14 protein-coding genes are annotated in these 16,211 nt (G+C 69.7%); 4 read left to right on the top strand and 10 right to left on the bottom strand.

Annotated features, from left to right (window positions below; genetic code table 11):
• Positions 1–29: 29 nt before the first annotated feature.
• Positions 30–833: an MBL fold metallo-hydrolase gene (locus ACYVC6_RS02160; protein ID WP_460710496.1), complete on the top strand. Its 804-nt coding sequence runs from the start codon at positions 30–32 to the stop codon at positions 831–833.
• Between the two features lie 7 nt (positions 834–840).
• On the opposite strand, the gene ACYVC6_RS02155 is transcribed toward ACYVC6_RS02160, so the two are convergent.
• The 4 genes from ACYVC6_RS02155 to ACYVC6_RS02140 form a co-directional block, all read right to left on the bottom strand.
• The gene (locus ACYVC6_RS02155) at positions 841–1,755 is read right to left on the bottom strand and encodes a hypothetical protein (RefSeq protein ID WP_460710494.1); all 915 of its coding nucleotides are present in this window, start codon (positions 1,753–1,755) and stop codon (positions 841–843) included.
• 52 nt (positions 1,756–1,807) lie between these two features.
• Complete coding sequence (locus tag ACYVC6_RS02150; protein WP_460710492.1) at positions 1,808–2,662, bottom strand: hypothetical protein; 855 nt, start codon at positions 2,660–2,662, stop codon at positions 1,808–1,810.
• Positions 2,663–2,778: 116 nt separating this feature from the next.
• On the bottom strand, positions 2,779–3,150 hold the full coding sequence (locus ACYVC6_RS02145; RefSeq protein WP_460710490.1) for a sensor histidine kinase: 372 nt from the start codon (positions 3,148–3,150) through the stop codon (positions 2,779–2,781).
• An 86-nt stretch (positions 3,151–3,236) separates the two neighbouring features.
• Entirely contained in the window at positions 3,237–3,500 is a 264-nt protein-coding gene (locus ACYVC6_RS02140; protein WP_460710488.1) for a hypothetical protein, read from the bottom strand.
• A gap of 276 nt (positions 3,501–3,776) precedes the next feature.
• On the opposite strand from ACYVC6_RS02140, the gene ACYVC6_RS02135 reads away from it, so the two are divergent.
• Positions 3,777–4,343, top strand: a complete 567-nt coding sequence (locus ACYVC6_RS02135) for an ANTAR domain-containing protein (RefSeq protein ID WP_460710486.1) — start codon at positions 3,777–3,779, stop codon at positions 4,341–4,343.
• Between the two features lie 96 nt (positions 4,344–4,439).
• Complete coding sequence (locus ACYVC6_RS02130) at positions 4,440–5,366, top strand: universal stress protein (protein ID WP_460710484.1); 927 nt, start codon at positions 4,440–4,442, stop codon at positions 5,364–5,366.
• Between the two features lie 78 nt (positions 5,367–5,444).
• Here the strand turns inward: ACYVC6_RS02130 and ACYVC6_RS02125 are convergent, their stop codons facing one another.
• The 4 genes from ACYVC6_RS02125 to ACYVC6_RS02110 all read right to left on the bottom strand — a co-directional run bounded on the left by ACYVC6_RS02125 (position 5,445) and on the right by ACYVC6_RS02110 (position 12,446).
• On the bottom strand, positions 5,445–7,529 hold the full coding sequence (locus ACYVC6_RS02125) for an amylo-alpha-1,6-glucosidase (RefSeq protein ID WP_460710481.1): 2,085 nt from the start codon (positions 7,527–7,529) through the stop codon (positions 5,445–5,447).
• Positions 7,526–8,617: a glycosyltransferase family 4 protein gene (locus ACYVC6_RS02120; RefSeq protein ID WP_460710479.1), complete on the bottom strand. Its 1,092-nt coding sequence runs from the start codon at positions 8,615–8,617 to the stop codon at positions 7,526–7,528. The genes ACYVC6_RS02125 and ACYVC6_RS02120 overlap by 4 nt, the downstream gene beginning before the upstream one ends.
• A gap of 65 nt (positions 8,618–8,682) precedes the next feature.
• Positions 8,683–9,357, bottom strand: coding sequence for a universal stress protein (locus ACYVC6_RS02115; protein ID WP_460710477.1), 675 nt, complete (start codon positions 9,355–9,357; stop codon positions 8,683–8,685).
• Positions 9,354–12,446, bottom strand: coding sequence for a glycosyl hydrolase family 65 protein (locus tag ACYVC6_RS02110; protein WP_460710475.1), 3,093 nt, complete (start codon positions 12,444–12,446; stop codon positions 9,354–9,356). The genes ACYVC6_RS02115 and ACYVC6_RS02110 overlap by 4 nt, the downstream gene beginning before the upstream one ends.
• Before the next feature lie 29 nt (positions 12,447–12,475).
• On the opposite strand from ACYVC6_RS02110, the gene ACYVC6_RS02105 reads away from it, so the two are divergent.
• Positions 12,476–13,318, top strand: coding sequence for a universal stress protein (locus ACYVC6_RS02105; RefSeq protein ID WP_460710473.1), 843 nt, complete (start codon positions 12,476–12,478; stop codon positions 13,316–13,318).
• A gap of 62 nt (positions 13,319–13,380) precedes the next feature.
• On the opposite strand, the gene ACYVC6_RS02100 is transcribed toward ACYVC6_RS02105, so the two are convergent.
• Positions 13,381–14,889: a bifunctional aminoglycoside phosphotransferase/ATP-binding protein gene (locus ACYVC6_RS02100; protein ID WP_460710471.1), complete on the bottom strand. Its 1,509-nt coding sequence runs from the start codon at positions 14,887–14,889 to the stop codon at positions 13,381–13,383.
• A 160-nt stretch (positions 14,890–15,049) separates the two neighbouring features.
• Complete coding sequence (locus ACYVC6_RS02095; protein WP_460710469.1) at positions 15,050–16,207, bottom strand: carboxylate-amine ligase; 1,158 nt, start codon at positions 16,205–16,207, stop codon at positions 15,050–15,052.
• Between the last annotated feature and the right edge of the window lie 4 nt (positions 16,208–16,211).

Genomic DNA, 16,211 nt, shown 5'->3' with positions numbered 1-16,211 from the left:
GACCGGGCCGCACCTGACAGGATCGCGCCGTGACGGTCCACCACCTCAACTGCGCGACGCTGAAGCCGTTCGGCACCCTCGGCGGCCGACTGATGCCCTCGCGGCTGGTCGCGCACTGCCTGCTCGTCGAGCGCCCCGAAGGCCTGCTGCTTGTGGACTCCGGCCTCGGCACCGCCGACCTGGCGAACCCGAAGCGCCTCGGCCAGCCCTTCCGCGCCGCCGTCGGTCCGGTGCTCGACCCGAAGGAGACCGCGCTGGCGCAGGTGACCGCGCTCGGCCACCGAGCCGACGACGTCACCGACATCGTGCTCACCCACCTCGACCTCGACCACGCCGGCGGCATCGGCGACTTCCCGCATGCACGCGTCCACGTCTTCGAGGACGAGCTCGACCGCGCGCTGGCGCCGCCGCTCCGGGAGCGAGCCCGCTACGTCAGTGCCCAGTGGGCCCACGGTCCGGCCTGGGTGCGACACCGGGCGCGCGGGGACGAGTGGTTCGGCTTCGACTCCGTGACGGTCCTGGGCGACGACGTCCTGCTCGTGCCGCTGCGCGGTCACACCCACGGACACTGCGGCGTCGCGGTCCGCGACGGCGAGCGGTGGCTGCTGCACGCCGGGGACAGCTACTTCTTCCACGGCGAGAAGGACACGCCGCGCACCTGCCCGCCGGGCCTACGGGCGTTCCAGGGTCTCGTCCAGGTCGACAGGCGGGACCGCCACCACAACCAGGACCGGCTGCGGGACCTCCAGACGGAGGCCCACCCGGAGCTGACCATCTTCAGCGCCCACGACGCCACGGAGTTCGAGGCGTTCGAGGCGTTCGAGGCGTCCTAAGCATCCGCTAGGCGCAGGCCGTGAACGGGAGCTCTCTGGCCAGGGCCATCGCAGCGGCGGCCGCGGGATCTGTCATCACATAGCCGATCCGGCCGGTGGCCGGGTCGGCGACCCCGCCCTCGAAGGCGGCCTCGAACGCCGGCACGCCCTCGCCCATCCGCATCCGCGTGAAGAGGTCCATCCGGTCCTCGCCCAGCCGGGCCGTGGCGAGCGTGCCCTCGAACTGGACCGAGTAGACCTCGAGCTCGTCGACATCGACGGCCCCCGGCTCGTCGATGCAGCCGCGCGAGAGGTACGTCGCGTTGGCAGGCAGCCCCACCAGCGACCGGGCCGACTCGTCGGCGGCCAGGCTCTCGTCGCCGTCGGTCGTCGTCCCGAGCGTCACCAGTCCGCGGGCGGCGTCGACCGAGGCTCCCTGCAGGGCGACGAACCCGGCCTCGACGGCGCTGGAGACGGCGGTCATGTCGGTGCCGTCGCGGAACGCGATGACGAAGCCAGTCTCGTTCCCGGACTCGTCGTAGAGGTGCGCCTCCCAGTCGACGTCCAGCTGGGTGAGGCCGAACTCCTGCCTGAGCTTCGGCTCGATCGGGCGCAGCATCCCCGTCGAGAGCAGTGGTCGCTCGGCCTCCGCGCGGGCCCAGAAGGCGTCCCGGTCCTTGCGCTTGTCCTCGCTCGAGAGATCGGGCACGCCCATCTGCAGCCGGACCTGCTCGAAGTCGGTGACCGTCAGCGTCGCGACGTTCTGCGGCACGAGCGCGAGCACCGCGGCCGCCGGCTCCAGGCTGCCGTCGAAGGTCGGCGTCACCGCCTCGACGGTGTCCACCTCGGGCGGCAGGATCCTGGTCTCGTCACCCCCACACGCGCCCAGCAGCATGACGGCGCTCAGCGCAGCAGCGAGCGAGGTCCCCGTACGACGTCCCACCGGCCCAGTGTCCCAGCCGGGCCCGGGCGCCGTCACGAAACCTCGGGGTTCCTCAGCCGCAGTTGTCGCACACCCCGGTCGCCGGAATGGCCATGAAGCAGGTCGGGCAGGTGTTGACCGGCACGGCCTCGCGGGCGACCTTGCGGGCCCGCGCCCTGGAGGAAGCCAAGCGCGGGGTGAGCGCCGCGGTGCCACCGTCCTCGGGGAGCCGCACCGCCTTGTGGAAGCGGTAGCACTCCAGCCGTTCGTCGGCCGCGTGGACGTCGCCGTCGGCCGGCACCACTCCGGTCGCCTTCTCGACGGCCACGGCATAGGCGTCGCCCACACTGCCCTGGGAGTTGACGCACAGGGACGCGAGGTTGGGCTCGTCGCGTGCGGCGCAGTCGATGGCGACCCGGGCCAGCACGTCGCCGATCCAGTGCTGGCTGAGCTGCTTGGTCGAGATCCTGGTGCGCTCCTGGACGAGCGTCGCGAGCTCCTTGTGCGTGATCACGGCCCGATAGCTGCGCGCCACGTCGGCCAGGGAGTCGCGCGCGGCGAGGGCCCAGGCGGCGCGCGCCTCGTCGGCGTCCAGGTCCGCGGCGTCGCGCCACTGCTCGTCGTCGTCGGCGCCGAACCGGCCGGACACATCGGGTCCGGACACATCGAAGCCCAGCTCGCGGAGGACCTCCGCTGCCCTGCTCCGGCCTCCGGCGAGCTCATCCGCCTCGAGCGCCCGCCCGGCGGCGTAGCGGTGGGCCACCCCGAGAATCGCCTGGGAGTCGTAGTCGCGGTCGTTGAGTACCAGCAGGTATTCACGGGCGCGCCCAAAGCCGTAGTGGCTCATGAAGTGTTCAGTGCCGACCCGATCGCACTCGGCGGTCGCGGCCAGGACGTGTCCGCGTGTGATCACGCCGAGGTCGGTCATACCTTCGAGACTACTGACGTCACGTCTGACCGCGGCATCGACGGATGGTGCCTGGGAACCCCGTGCGCTGCCGGTGGACCCCCCCTCAGGTCGGCCTCAGTAGGCCGCCCGCCGTCTCAGCACGCTGCCTCCGGTGGTGCTTGTCCGTCCACCGAGAGGTCGACCTCGGCGTCCATCTGGGTTGCGGTGTGGTCCAGAAGGACCCCCAGCGCGGTATCTGTATCCAGGTCGAGGTCGTTCCTGCCGAGGATGTCGAACACCATGTTCCGTAGCTCTCGGCTCAGGGAGTCCAGGGCCTCGATCACGGTGCGGATCCGCTCGTCGACCAGGCCACCGCCGTCGCTGAGGGCGGGCAACTGTCTGATGGACGACAGTTCGAAACCGAGCCCGCTCAGTTGCCCGAGCGCCACGGCGAGCAGGTCACGCGCGATCCGCTCGCGCTCGTGACGAAGCAGGTCGGGCGGGTCGACCAGAACGGCCACGGGCACCGTGGAGTCCCCCTCGGACCGACCCGCCTTCTCGGATCGACCCGCCCCTCCAGCGTGTGACCGTGCCGCGGGCGTGCTCGACCCGCTCACGGCGCCGACCTCGCCCCACCACGGGCGGCATGGGCATTGGTCGCAGCAACGTCACCCTCGTGATCCAGCAGGCCGATCGCCACGTTCAGCGTCGCCAGCGCCCGCGCCAGGCACAGGGTCATCCTTTCCTCGGCGGCCCCGCGCAACCGTGCCCGAGCACGGCACAACACGTGGTGATCGTCGACGTCGGCCAGCAGGGCCAGGGCAGCGTCGATGGGTGCCCAGGACGGTTCCAACGCCGTCCGCACCACCTCGACCACGACCCATTGCGGTGATCGGGCTGGGATCAGCCGAGCCACTCGTCTCTGCCCGGCCGATCCCGGCCAGGAACCCGGCTCCAAGGCGATGGCCCGCATGGGCTCCGTCGACGACATGATCCCTCCCCAGGGCACGCGATGAGCCAAGCCGGGGTCCGGGGCGAGTGCTCGACGTCCCGCCGGGATCAGGAGCAAGGACCGAGAATGCGAACCCCGCCAAGTTAGCCCCGTCATGTCCACAGCGGCAAGGGTTCCCGTTCGGCTTCCGCCGGCAGCGGCGTGGGTCTGGGCCGCGACGACTGGCTGGAGATGGGCATCGCCCACGGCGCCGCGGTCGCGGAGCTCGAACGCACCCAGGAGTATGTGCAGGCCGGCGCATGCGTGACTGCGTTCAAGACCGGCCAGGTTGTGGCCATTCCCGAGCTGACCACCCAACGCGACCTGTGGCCCGACTATTGCGCCGCGGCCTCCCGCGTCGGCATCGTCGCCGTGGCAGCGCTCCCGATGCGGGTGGGTGAGCTGACCATCGGCGCGGTGAACCTGTACGCCGACGTCCGGCGGGACTGGTCCGGGGATGACCTCGCCGCAGCCGCGGTCATGGCCGACATGGCGACCGTCTACCTGATCAACGCGTCCCAGCGCCACCGAGATGCCGAACTCAACCGACAGCTGCAGCACGCGCTCGACAGCCGCGCGGTCATCGAGCAGGCCAAGGGCGTCCTGGTCGCAAGGAGACGGATCAGCCCCGACCAGGCCTTCGAACGCATCCGGCGTCATGCCCGCAACCACAACGCCACGGTCGTGAGCGTCGCCGACGCCGTCGTCGAACTCGGTCTCGACGTGTAGCCGCCAGGGCCGTGGACCAAAGACCCTGCCCCTGACGACCAGCACGCAGCACAGTGGTCGTGTCAGCGGCCGGAGGCACCAGGGGGTGGCCCGATGATGTGGGAGTCGATCCCGCGAAAGGTACTCGTCGGGGTGGAGTCGACCGACTGCGAGGCCGCTCTGGTCTACGCCGCGGAAGAGGCCCGCCGCCGATGCTGCGGCCTCCATCTGCTCCATGTCGCCCCACTGGTTACCGAAGGCGGCCTTGCCGGCCAAGGCCTGAAACGGCCGGGGACGTCGAGGAACGACGAGCTGCACCGGATCGGTATCGACTTGCTCGGTGGGCTCGCGGCACGCTTGGAGCGCGAGCTGCGCGACGACACCCTCACCGTCACCACCGAGCTGTGCCGGGGACCCGTCGTCGCCACCTTGGTCAGCGAGAGCCGCCACGGCTGCCTCGTGGTCGTGCAGCACCACCGCACGGACCCGGACCACCCGAACGCCTCCGCGACGGAGGGGGTCGCCGCGCGCGCCCATGCCCCGGTTGCCGTGGTACCTGCTGACTGGCGTCCGCCACCGCCGATGCGAACCCCGGTGGTGACAGTTGGGGTCCAGGACGCAGAGACGTCCACCGAAGTGGTTCGCATGGCTTTCGAGCACGCTGAGCGCGCCGACGCGCGCCTGCGAGTCCTCCACGCCTACAGCCGGGGGCGTGCCGAGCTCGGAGGATTGGCGGTCGCATCAGAGGCGCGGAGGCGTCGCCGCCAACTGAGGGCCGCTCTGGCCGGACTCATGGTCGACCATCCCGAGGTGCCGGTTGAGTTCACGGTCACCGTGGAGGGACCCGCTGATGCCCTGCTGCGGTTGGCCGTCGAGTCCTCGGTTCTCGTCCTGGGCCGCCGCCTTCCACACCTTCCCCTCTCTGCACACCTCGGGTCCGTGGCGCGCTCCGTGCTGCGCCGATCGCCCGTGCCCGTTCTCGTGGTCGACCCAGGGCCCCACGACGGGGGTCGAGCGGAGCTGGCGGAGGTAGCCATCCCATGACCCCAGGCCACCAGCCTCATCCCCCCGGTCCGGGCTGTCAGGGTCCATGGTCCCCGCCTCCGTGGGCGACGGAGGCACTCAGCGCGGCAAGCCCCCCTCACGTACGTACGACTCGCCCCGGTTGACCTCGATGTCGTAGCGCCTTCCGCGACATCCGACGTTGGTCAACGTCAGCGGAAGCATGCGTTCCGGCAAGGCGGGGTTGCACACGAGCGCCGCCCCTGCCGGCTCGAGACGCAGCAACGCTCGCAGCAACTGGACGGGCGCTGCGGACGCCCACGCCTGCGGTGAGCAAGCGGCCGGATAGGGCACCGGGATCCATGGATCCCCCCGTGAGAACCCGCCGAACAGCTCCGGGAGCCGCCCCGCGAAGTACGCCGCCGCATCCACGAGGCCGACCATCACATCTTGGGCCTCGTCCAGGTAGCCGTAGCGGGCCATCCCGGACGCGCAGATCGCGGTGTCGTGCGGCCAGACCGATCCATTGTGGTAGCTCATCGGGTTGAAGGCACCCATACCGGCACCGAGGGTGCGGATGCCCCAGCCGGTGAACATCTCCGGAGACATCAGGTGCTCGACCACCCTTGCCGCCTTGTCGTCATCGGCGATCCCGGTCCAGAGACAGTGCCCGATGTTGGACGTCAGGGCGTCGATCGGTCGCTTGTCATGATCCAGACCGACGGCGTACCAGCCCCGGTCCGGGAGCCAGAAGGCCTCGTTGAAGGACGACTTGAGCTCCATGGCGTGACCACGCCACCGCCTGGCGGTCACGTCATCACCGGTTGCCGCGGCCAGGTCCGAACGCGCCACGTACGCGGCAAAGGCGTAGGCCTGGACCTCCGCCAGGGCGATCGGCGGCTGCGCGATCGTGCCATCGGCGAAGTTGATGCCGTCCCAGGAGTCCTTCCAGCCCTGGTTCACCAGCCCTGCATCGGTGGACCGGGCGTACTCGATGAAGCCATCACCGTCGCGGTCACCGAATTCGCGCATCCACGTCAGTGCACGGTCGGCGTGCGGGATCAGGTCGGCCCACATCGTCGACGGGTGCCAGCGAAGCAGCTCCGCCACGGCCATCACGAACAGCGGGGTCGCATCGACCGTCCCGTAGTAGGCGTTGCGGCCCCCCAGGGCGAGTGTCCCGTCCGGACCCAGCCGGACCTCGTGCAGGATCCGCCCGGGTTCCTCTTCGGTCGCGAGGTCGACCCGGGTCCCCTGGTGCGCTGCGAGTGTCGTCAGTGTGCCCGCCAAGAGGCCGGGATCGAATGGCAGCCACATCATTGAGGTCAACAGGGAGTCGCGTCCGAACAGTGCCATGAACCATGGCGATCCAGCGGCGATCACCGGGCTGGCCGGAGAGTCGGGATCGAAGATCCTGAGGGTGCCCACGTCGTCGATGCTCCGCTCGATCGCGTCGGCCAGAGCTCGGTCTGCGGTAACCAGCCGTGGCACGTTGCTCCGGAACTCCTTGCGTCGGCGCTCCGGCACCGCCAGCTCGGGTGCGACCCCGGCCGCGTGGTGAGGCTCCAGCCTCCGTCCACGGACGCGCACGACCACCTGGACCATGGACGTCCAGGTCCCGTGACCGTCGAGGTCGACTTCCCACCGTAGGCCCGACGGGGTGATGGCAGCGGGGGGATCCGACGTGACGGTGACACCGAGATCCGAGTCTCCGACCACCGTGCTCAGATCCAGGCTCTCGCCGGTGACCACGATCCGCCGTTCCGGCCCTCCGCTCGCCCGGCCATCCTTCACTGCGAAGAGATCGGCGAAGTCGGCATCGATCGCCAACATCAGCTCCAGGCGCGTCGGGTCGGGTCCCGTGCTCTTGATCATGAAGTCCTCGCGCATGCCTTCTCCCACCAGGCGACGACGGGTGACCAACAGCTCGGATCCGCCCGTGTCGGGCCCGGGCTGCGCCAAGAGCAGGAAGGTTCCGGAATGCGGGGTCTCCCGGTGAACTCGCAGCGGCTCCAGATGCCAGGTCGTCATCGTCAGCCGCCAATGGCTCAGCACCCGTGAGTCGCGCACGTAGAGTCCACTCGCGAGGTGCGAGCCGACATCGCCCAGAGGATCGCTGATGCAGAACGTCGTCCCCTCCATCAGCGTGACCTCGCTGTCGCCCAGAGGTTCGGGTGCACCGGCGTAGGCCCACGGCCCCGTCACGAGACGTCCTGCATTTCCACCGCACGGGGGGTTCCACAGGCACTCGGCTCGACCGGGTCGAGATGTGCCGGGTCGAGAACCAGCTGCTCGTACACCCGCTCGTGATCCGCCGCCATCCTGTCGAGCGAGAACCGACGTTCGGCGTCACGCCGGCACGCGTGGCGATCGATCCTGGCGAGACGAGACACTGCTGTGACCGCAGACGCCACGTCCGGGCAGAGGAAGCCGGTCTGCCCGTCGGTCACGATCTCGGGGGCCGCCCCCTGGGGGAACGCGATGACCGGCGTACCGACTGCCAACGCCTCCGCCATCACCAGCCCGAACGGCTCGGCCCACGCGATGGGGTTCAGCAGTGCTGCGGCGTTCGCGAGGATCTCCGTTCGGATGCTCAGCGGCGGCTCCTCGACGATGATCGCGTCCGGGCCGAGCTCAGGTACCACCTGCGACTGGCAATACTCTCGCTCGGCCGGCTCGCGCATCTTCGTGACGATCACCAAGGCCCGGCCGGCGAGCCGAGCGATCCGCAGTGCGGCCACGACGCCTTTGTCGGGTGACATCCGGCCGATGAAGACCAGTCGGTCCCCTCCACGCGGACTGAACGCCAGCTCATCCAGGTCGACGCCGTGGTGGATCACCGCGACTGTCGGGACACCGTCTGCACGACGGGCCTGGTCCTGAGAGATCGCGATCACTGCGGCGGTCCGTGAGGCCTCTCGGTAGATGCGCAATGACACGTCGTCGAACGGGCCGTGGTTCGTCGTGACGACCGGCCCCGTGCGCACCCCGACGCGCCCGGCGATGAGAGGGCCCATGACGGTGTGGTCGTGAATCACGTCGGCGGACGCCAGCTGCTGGTATGCGGCCAACGCGTGGGCCGCTTCAGCCGCAGCCATGCCCATGGGTTCAGCCGGGCGTGCGAAGAGGTGGTACCGCTGCACGGGACACGTCGAGGTCGCCACCGTGAACAGCTGGACGTCATGGCCTCGCCTCGCCAGGCCGCGGGCCAGATTGCCGATCACCGCCTCGGTCCCGCCGTACCCGGGAGGTGGGACGGGGATCCAGGGTGGTGCGATCAGACCGATACGCATGCTCCAGCCTGAGCACTCGACCTCATCCGACGGCAGAGGAGAAGGTCACTCTCACGAGTGAAGGGTCACTGCCGGGTCGAGATCAGCAACACGGGCACCTTCGCATCCGTCAACAGCCGGCGAACGGTGGCCGCCCTACCCAGTGCAAGGTCCTGCTTCCAGCCGATCACGATGAGATCCGCGCCCGTGCGCCCGGCCTCCCGGAGCATCTCATCGGGAGTGCGGCCCCTGAGGAGGTCGAGCTTCACGGCCGTGGGCAGCTGACGGCGGACGAACTCCTGCTGCCACTCCTTCCCCGAGTGCGCGGCCTGGTCCCAGAATGCGGGAACCGTGCCGGCGTCGAAGACGTGCATGGCCACGACCTCCGCCCCGGCGTCGATCGCGCACTGAGCGGTTCCGGCGACGCTTGCCGCGGTCTCGGCCGTCCCGTCGAGCGGCAACAGCACCCTCTTGATCCGTTCGGCCGTCCGTTCACAGCCGGGCGGAACCACGAGGAGCGGTGCCGAGACCCGGCACGCGACGTCCCAGCAGAGGTTGGAGCCCTCGACCCCGAGTGCACCCGCGGCCACGTCATCCTGCGCCAAGGCCGCCACGATCTCGTCGCCGACATCGACCTGCGCGCTCGCACCGGGGATCGTGAACCGTCTCATGCCCACTCCGAGCAGATGCGCCACCGCCTCTGCCGCCCCGACAACCTTGCTGTCCGGATCGGTGCCGAGCACCGCAGTCAGGTACCTCATCGCTTCCCTTCCTGGGTGAAGACGACGTCGGACTCCGTTGCCACGTGGAGGCCCACACTGTCGGCGACCTGCACCGCCAGCCCTGCTGATGCGTCGACGGTCAGCCGGTCGCCGTCGACCCTTACGCGCACATCTCGCTCGATGCACCGGAACCGCGCTTCCAGCCTCGACCATGCCCTCGGCAGCACTGGGTCGAGGCGCAGCACCCCGTTCGCCACGCTGGCGCCCAGGAACCCGTGCACGACCGCCTGCCACGCGCCGCCGCACGCCCCGATGTGGACGCCGCCGGACGTTGTCCCTCCCAGGTCATCCAGGTCGATGCGCAGGCTGAGCGTGAGCAGTTGCGCCGCCTCGTCCGGTCTCCCCGCCCGAGCGTGCAGGAGCGCCGAGATCGCCGGGGACAGGGATGACCCGTGGGCGGTGCGTGGCATGTAGAAGTCCAGATTCGCGGCAAGTGACCCGGGCTGCGCGTCCTCGGGCAGCAGGTGATGAATCATCAGGACGTCCGGCTGCTTGATCACCTGCGACGCGGCGACCCGGTCACGCCCGGCCAACACGTCAGCTGCGATCGGCGGGTCTGCGAGATCACGTACCAGCAGCGGCTCCAGGGAGTGGTAGCCGTCGAATTGTTCGTAAAGACCGCTGGCGCGGTCGTATCCGTCGACCAGTCTGGCGGCCAGTTCGCTCCAGGTCCGCCGTTCTCCTGCCGGAGCTGCCGCACGCCGTGCGGCCGAACGCAGGTTCCATCGAGCCATCACATTGGTGAACGCGTTGTCATTCACGTTCTCGTGGTATTCGTCAGGACCGATGACACCGTCGATGTGGAGAGATCCATCGGTGTCTGTCCGCATGCGCGAGACCCAGTAGCGTGCGGTCTCCGCCAGCAGCACCCGCTCGCTCTTCGTCAACCTCCCACTCGACCTTGTCCACGTCGCGTTCCGCACGGCGGCCCATGCCACGTCGGCCGTGATGTGCTCCTCGAGACTCCCGGTCAGGATCGGCACGCTCTCTGCGCCGACCGAGCCCACCTCGGGTGTGACGTCCCGGCCGTCGTGCGCAGACTCCCAGGGGAACCTCGCCCCTCCTCGCCCTTCGGCCCGTGCGCGCTCGCGAGCAGCGTCGAGCCTGTTGATCCGGTAGTTGACCATGGCGGTCGCCGCTGCAGGATCGATGCTGACCAGGGCCGGGAGTACGAAGACATCCGCGTCCCAGAAGACGTGCCCCGCATACCCGCTCCCAGTGAGGCCCCTTGCTCCCACGGCGAGCTCCGCGTCGCCGTCGGCGAGGCCCCAGAGCTGGAACAGGGCGAACCGAATGCCCAGCTCCACTGTGGGGTCATCCGGGATCTCGACGCCCACGCGTCTCCACCGTTGCGCCCAGGTCGAACGCTGTGCGGCGAGTAGGCGCTCGAAACCACGGGCGCGGGCGCGGGCCAGCCTTGTCTCGGCCACGGTGCGACTGGGTTCGCCGCTCGGCGATCCGTGCAGGGCAAGCATCCGCTGCACCGTCTCCACCTCCCTGTCCCGAACGACCAACTGGTCTCGCACAGCGCCGATCCCTCCAGAACCTGACCGAACCGCACTCCAGCCGTCCCGCCACCCGTCCTCCGGGTCGGACAGGTGCAGACGCCCTCTGCCGGCCTCGAGTCGCATGCCGATGACGCCGGGCTCGACGACGCTGCCGAACCGCAACGAACGGAACGCTGGTCGATGTTCGTCCTCGACCTCCCGTCGGTGCAGCACCCCCGTGTGCAAATCGAGGATCCGGATGTCCTCCTGCACCGGAGGGTCGATCGCGACATCGACGACATCCGGGCCGCGCAAGAGCTCAGCCTCGTCACCTTGACCCTGGTAGACACCGTTCGCCACCACCAGCGGATGTCCGTAGCCGGTTGTCTCCTCCACTGAGCCCCGTAGGCCGATCCCCCCGGATATGACAGTGAAGAGACTCTCTGTCACGCGGTGGCGGGCGACATCGACCCCGCGCTCGACGATCGTCCATCGGGGATCACGACAGATCTCGGGCACACGGCGCAGCCTGGCTCGGCGAACCTGCTCATCGACGATCCCCAGGAACGCGGCAGAACCTCCTCCAACGTGCCGGACTCCGGCCGGCACCCCGCTCGGCTCAGCACCCACCGAGATCGCCAGCACTCCCACGGCCTCCGGCACGAGCAGGGATGCGTCACGCCCAGGCATCCCGCCGAGCGCACCGAACTCGTCGCCGACGACCAGGACCAGCTCGCCGGCCACGCCTTCCTCCGCCAGAACCCCGAGCACCTGTCGCATCGAGTCCGACATGTCCGTGAGACCGACCTCGACGTGCCCGCCGTCGAACCTGACCCGCGGTTGCGGCACGCCACACTGCTCGGCGACCTGTGACGCCAGTCGGACAACCTGGGCGATCGAGGTGAACCCGCCACGGCGCAGGCGATCCTGGAGGGCACCGGCGAACACCCCGGTCCGAGAGTCCGCAGGATCGGCCAGGTCCGGCCCTGGGATCAGGTCGATCGTTCTCCGGTTCAGGTGGCACGGCTCAACTACGACCGCCAGTCCTCTGGCCCGCAGCGCCGCCGCCGCCTGCTCGACGGCCGCGTCCAGGCGACGAGTGATGTCGCTGGCCTCCTCCTGCCTGGCGAGAACCACCGGACCGCTGGCGTCGACCGCGAAGAGCTCTGAGCCCCGGTTGAGAGCCAGGAGCAGGCGCCCGGGCCCCGGCGGTCTGGCTCGGATCTGTGCGTCGATGCTGCTCAGGTCCGCGCTGCTGACCACCGCCGTGTGCACTCCCAGGCTGGACAGCTTCTCGAGCCGGGCCCGCAAGGCTGCCGCGGAGGCACGACGACGAGGGATCGCGGTGCCGTCCCAGTCAAGGACCAGCGCGGCAATGGTGCGGCCGAGTTCCACTGGCTGCTCGCCTCTCCCACGGGAGTGCGCGCGGTCCGCCGGCGGAGGCAGCTCAGATCGTCTGCTTTGCGGTGTGACCGGCATAGGGACCTCAGGTGTGCGTGCGTACGAGCCCACGATCGATCCCCGCGGACAGAAGCCCCAGGGCAGAAGGTCCTGACGATGATGTCGAAGCACCCTGGCCACCTGCGATCGAGTTCCGCGATCGTGGGTGAATGGGGCGGGAGGTGGCGCGGATCGTGGTCGGCTACGACGCCACCCCCGATGCCGAGCGAGCAGTCGAGTGGGCCCTTGCGACCGCTCGCCTCTCCGGCCAGTCGGTCGAGCTGGTGATCGCCGTGAGCGACATGGACCCGATCCTGAGCGACTTCCACCAGGTCAATGAGCGAATCGCCGAAGAGCGACGCTCGAGGGCGACGCGATCCCTCCGACGAGACGACCTCATCCGCGGGGAGGTGAGGGTCGTCCACGGCAGCACCGTCCCCGTCCTCCTTGCCGAGTCCCGCTCGGCCGATCTGTTGGTACTCGGCAGCCGCGGCCACAGTCTCGCCGCTGGGACGTTCGGAGGAAGCACCAGCCAGCACGTCGCCCGCCACGCCTCGTGCTCGGTCGTCGTCGTTCGCGAACCCCGCCTGAAACAGGCGCACGCAATCGTTGTCGGTGTCGACGGATCCCCCGAGAGCCTCGCCGCTGTCAGGTTCGCGGCCAGGCGAGCAGCCGTTACCCACGAACGGGTCAGCGCTGTCTTCGCCTACCCCGCTCACTCGTTGCCCGGGAGGCAGCGCGAGAGCCACCGACACGTGGCGTCCCGTCACGAGACCGCGGCCGAACATCTGACTCGGTGGGTCGCCGAGTCCCGTTCTGGATCAGCCGATACATCCGTCCTCACAGAAGTCGTGAGCGGCCCAGCCGCTGAGGTGCTCATCGAGTGCAGCGCCGCGGCCTCGCTCCTCGCAGTCGGCTACCGGGGCCGGGACGCGTTCGCGGAGCTCCTGCTCGGGTCCACCACCCAGTCCGTCCTCCACGCCGCCCACTGCTCCGTGGCAGTCGTACGCTGAGCGCCCTCGAATCGGACGTTCAGCAGTGTGCGAGAGGGTCAGAGGCGGAAGGCGGGCTCTGGTCACGGTTCGCGCACGTCGAGCACCGTCGGTGGGCGTCGCAGGACAGGCGGACGGCTGCCATGTCCTAGGGCGGCACAGACGAACTCGATGCACTGCCGCGGCTCACGGAGTGTGTCGACCCGATGGCCTCCGGGCCACGGCGTCATCTGGTCGCGTAGCCGCCGAGCGATGTCGGCGTCCGCGTCGGAGACGCCGACCCGTGCGCTGATCCGACGATCGGCCTCCTCGGCGGGGAGGACACACTCGAAGACCACGAGCTCTGCGCTGATGTCGTCGGCGAGCTCCACGACCTGCTGACGCTGCTCGCCGTGGCCCCACGTGGCGTCGAGCACTACCGACTCTCCCATGGAGAGCAGGAGTCCGGCCCGGCGAAGCATCTCGTCGTACGTGCGCCGTGACCACTCCGGCGTGTAGAGACCGGCGCCGAAGGCGTCGGACGCCGAGCGCTCGGGGTCGACCCCCGCCAGCTCCTTCCTCACCCGGTCGCTGTTGATGGTGACGAAGCCGAGCCGGTCGGCCACCCCGGCCGCCAACGTGGTCTTCCCGCAGCCCGGCGCGCCTCCGACCACGACCAGCCGAACCGCACCCCACCGCAGGTGGTCGAGGCAGAGCCGCGCGTGCAGCGCGGCGTCGGCGATGGCTCCGGCGGCTCCCGGCAGACAGCCGACCTTGGCCCTCACGAAGGCTCTGTAAGCGATGAAGTGATGGAGCAGCGCCGGCGGCGCGGTATCGCCGGTCAGCTCGAGGTAGGTCTCGATGAACGAGGCGGCAGCCGACGATGCACCCAGCCGCTCCAGGTCCATGGCTAGACAGCAGACATCGTCGAGCTGGTCCAGGTGACGCAACCGGTCGTCGAACTCCAAGCAGTCGAGGACCCGCGGACCGTCATCGAGGCAGAAGATGTCCTCCGCGAGCAGATCTCCGTGTCCATCGACCACCCGACCGGCGGCCACACGGGCCTCGAACAACCGCGATCGACCGTCGAGGAACTGCAGCGTCAGGCGTTCGATCTCGTCGACCACGTCCGGATCCAGCATCGAGCCGCTGCCGCGGACCTGGTCGAAGCTGTCGGTCCACCGCTGCCTGATCGCGTCGCAGGTGCCCTCGGCCCCGATCTCGGGGCTGCGCGCTGCGTGCGTGTGGAAGATGGCCAGCTGCCGCGCGAGGCGACCCAGGTGCTCGTCGACGTCGACACCCCGCCGAACCAGTGAGGCGAGCCGCCGAGCCGCCGGGAGCCGGCGCATCACGACGACCGGCTCGGCACCCGAGATCGGGTCCTGGATGGCGCCCAGTCCGAGATAGACGTCCGGGGTGAGCCTCCGGTTGAGCGACAGCTCTCTCAGGCACACCTCGCGGCGCCGGTCGACCTCGGTGAAGTCCAGGAAGCCCAGCTGGATCGGGCGCTTCAGCTTGTAGGCCCTGTCGCCCACCATGAACACCACGCCGGAGTGGGTCAGGTGAGTCACGGCGTAGGGCTCGGCGGCCAGCTCCGGGCTCCCGTTGCTCATCACGCCCTCCTTCGGCCGACCACATCACGCTACTGACGCGAGGACCAGGAGGGCAGGACAGAAAGGCACCGGCACGGCGTGACCTTCGGCTCTGCCTGGGCCCGCCGCTGCTGGAGGCCCTGGTCACCCACGGGCGGGAGCGACCGACGACGGCCGATGGTCACGTGCCAAGGTCGGCGACCGTTGTCTGCGCAAGGGCCTCGACGAACGCCGCCGGTGAGGGCGCTGCACGGAAGAGCCGTCGCTGCCTCTCGGCGCCTCCCCCCAAGACACGGAGCCGCGTGAGTGTCGAGACGACCAGGGCCTCGTCGCCGTTGGCCCGCAGCTGCGGACGGACCTGAGCGACCAGCCTGTCGACGAGTCGCCACGCCTCGACCCGCGCCCCGGTCTGCGGATCGGTCAGGGTGCCCCCGAGGCCTACCTGGGCGGCGGATCGGCACGACTCGCGAAGCTCCGCCTGCGGGACGAACGCGACGGGTTTGCCACGATGGGCGTCGTCGACCGCCACGGTGACCAGGGCCCGGACGAGACCGGCATAACACAGGGCTTCGTCGACGGTCAGGCTGACGTCGGCCACACGCATCTCGACTGTCGGATACCGCGGCGAGAGGCGCGCCAGGAAGTAGACGCTGCGGGCGTCCAGCGCGTCGCCGCACGAGATCGCCCTGTCGAGCAGATCGTCATACTCCTCGACCGACGACACCGGTGGCGCTGGCACAGCCGTCGGCCAGCGGAACGCGAACGCCAAACGCTGGCTCGCCCACCCAGCATCACGGCCCTGCCAGATGGGGGAGTTGGCAGTGAGCGCGATGAGAGCCGGCAACCACCGTCGGAGCCGCAGCAGCACCTCGACCCCCAGCTGTCTGGTTGGCACCGCGACGTGCACATGGCACCCGCAGATCCCGTTGGTGCTCATCGCGAACGGGAAGCGTCTCGCGAGCTCGAGGTAGCGAGGGCGGTTCGTCACCGCCGGCGGGCTGGGCAGGCCGAAAGGAGCGAGCCCGGACGGCACGACCACAGCACCGTGCCGATGCGCCACCTCCGCGACCCGGAGACGCCCCGCCCGAAGCGCGTGGTGAACCTCCGGGAGAGAACGGCACACCGGTGTGCGGGTCTCGACCATGAAGGTCATCGACTCCGCGACCACGCCGGCCGAGTCGCGGCAGTCGCGAATCACCTCGGCCGCACGCGGAACGACCGCCCCTGTCAACGGATCCAGGAGCGTGAACTCCTCCTCGACCCCCACCGTCGGCGCGCGCTTCCACGGTGTCGCGCTCCGGCTGTTGCGGACGGGTGGCCTCTCGACAGTGGTGACCATCTTC

The sequence above is a fragment of the Nocardioides dilutus genome (assembly GCF_054779555.1).
The sequence above is the reverse complement of the archived record's forward strand: the minus strand, read 5'-3'. Positions and strand labels throughout refer to the sequence as shown.

Bases quoted from the DNA above. Each gene is read 5' to 3' on its own strand.
- ACYVC6_RS02120 (WP_460710479.1), bottom strand. From the start codon at position 8,617: ATGCGTATCGGTCTGATCGCACCACCCTGGATCCCCGTCCCACCTCCC.
- ACYVC6_RS02095 (WP_460710469.1), bottom strand. From the start codon at position 16,207: ATGGTCACCACTGTCGAGAGGCCACCCGTCCGCAACAGCCGGAGCGCG.
- ACYVC6_RS02130 (WP_460710484.1), top strand. From the start codon at position 4,440: ATGTGGGAGTCGATCCCGCGAAAGGTACTCGTCGGGGTGGAGTCGACC.
- ACYVC6_RS02150 (WP_460710492.1), bottom strand. From the start codon at position 2,662: ATGACCGACCTCGGCGTGATCACACGCGGACACGTCCTGGCCGCGACC.
- ACYVC6_RS02115 (WP_460710477.1), bottom strand. From the start codon at position 9,357: ATGAGGTACCTGACTGCGGTGCTCGGCACCGATCCGGACAGCAAGGTT.
- ACYVC6_RS02105 (WP_460710473.1), top strand. From the start codon at position 12,476: ATGGGGCGGGAGGTGGCGCGGATCGTGGTCGGCTACGACGCCACCCCC.
- ACYVC6_RS02100 (WP_460710471.1), bottom strand. From the start codon at position 14,889: ATGAGCAACGGGAGCCCGGAGCTGGCCGCCGAGCCCTACGCCGTGACT.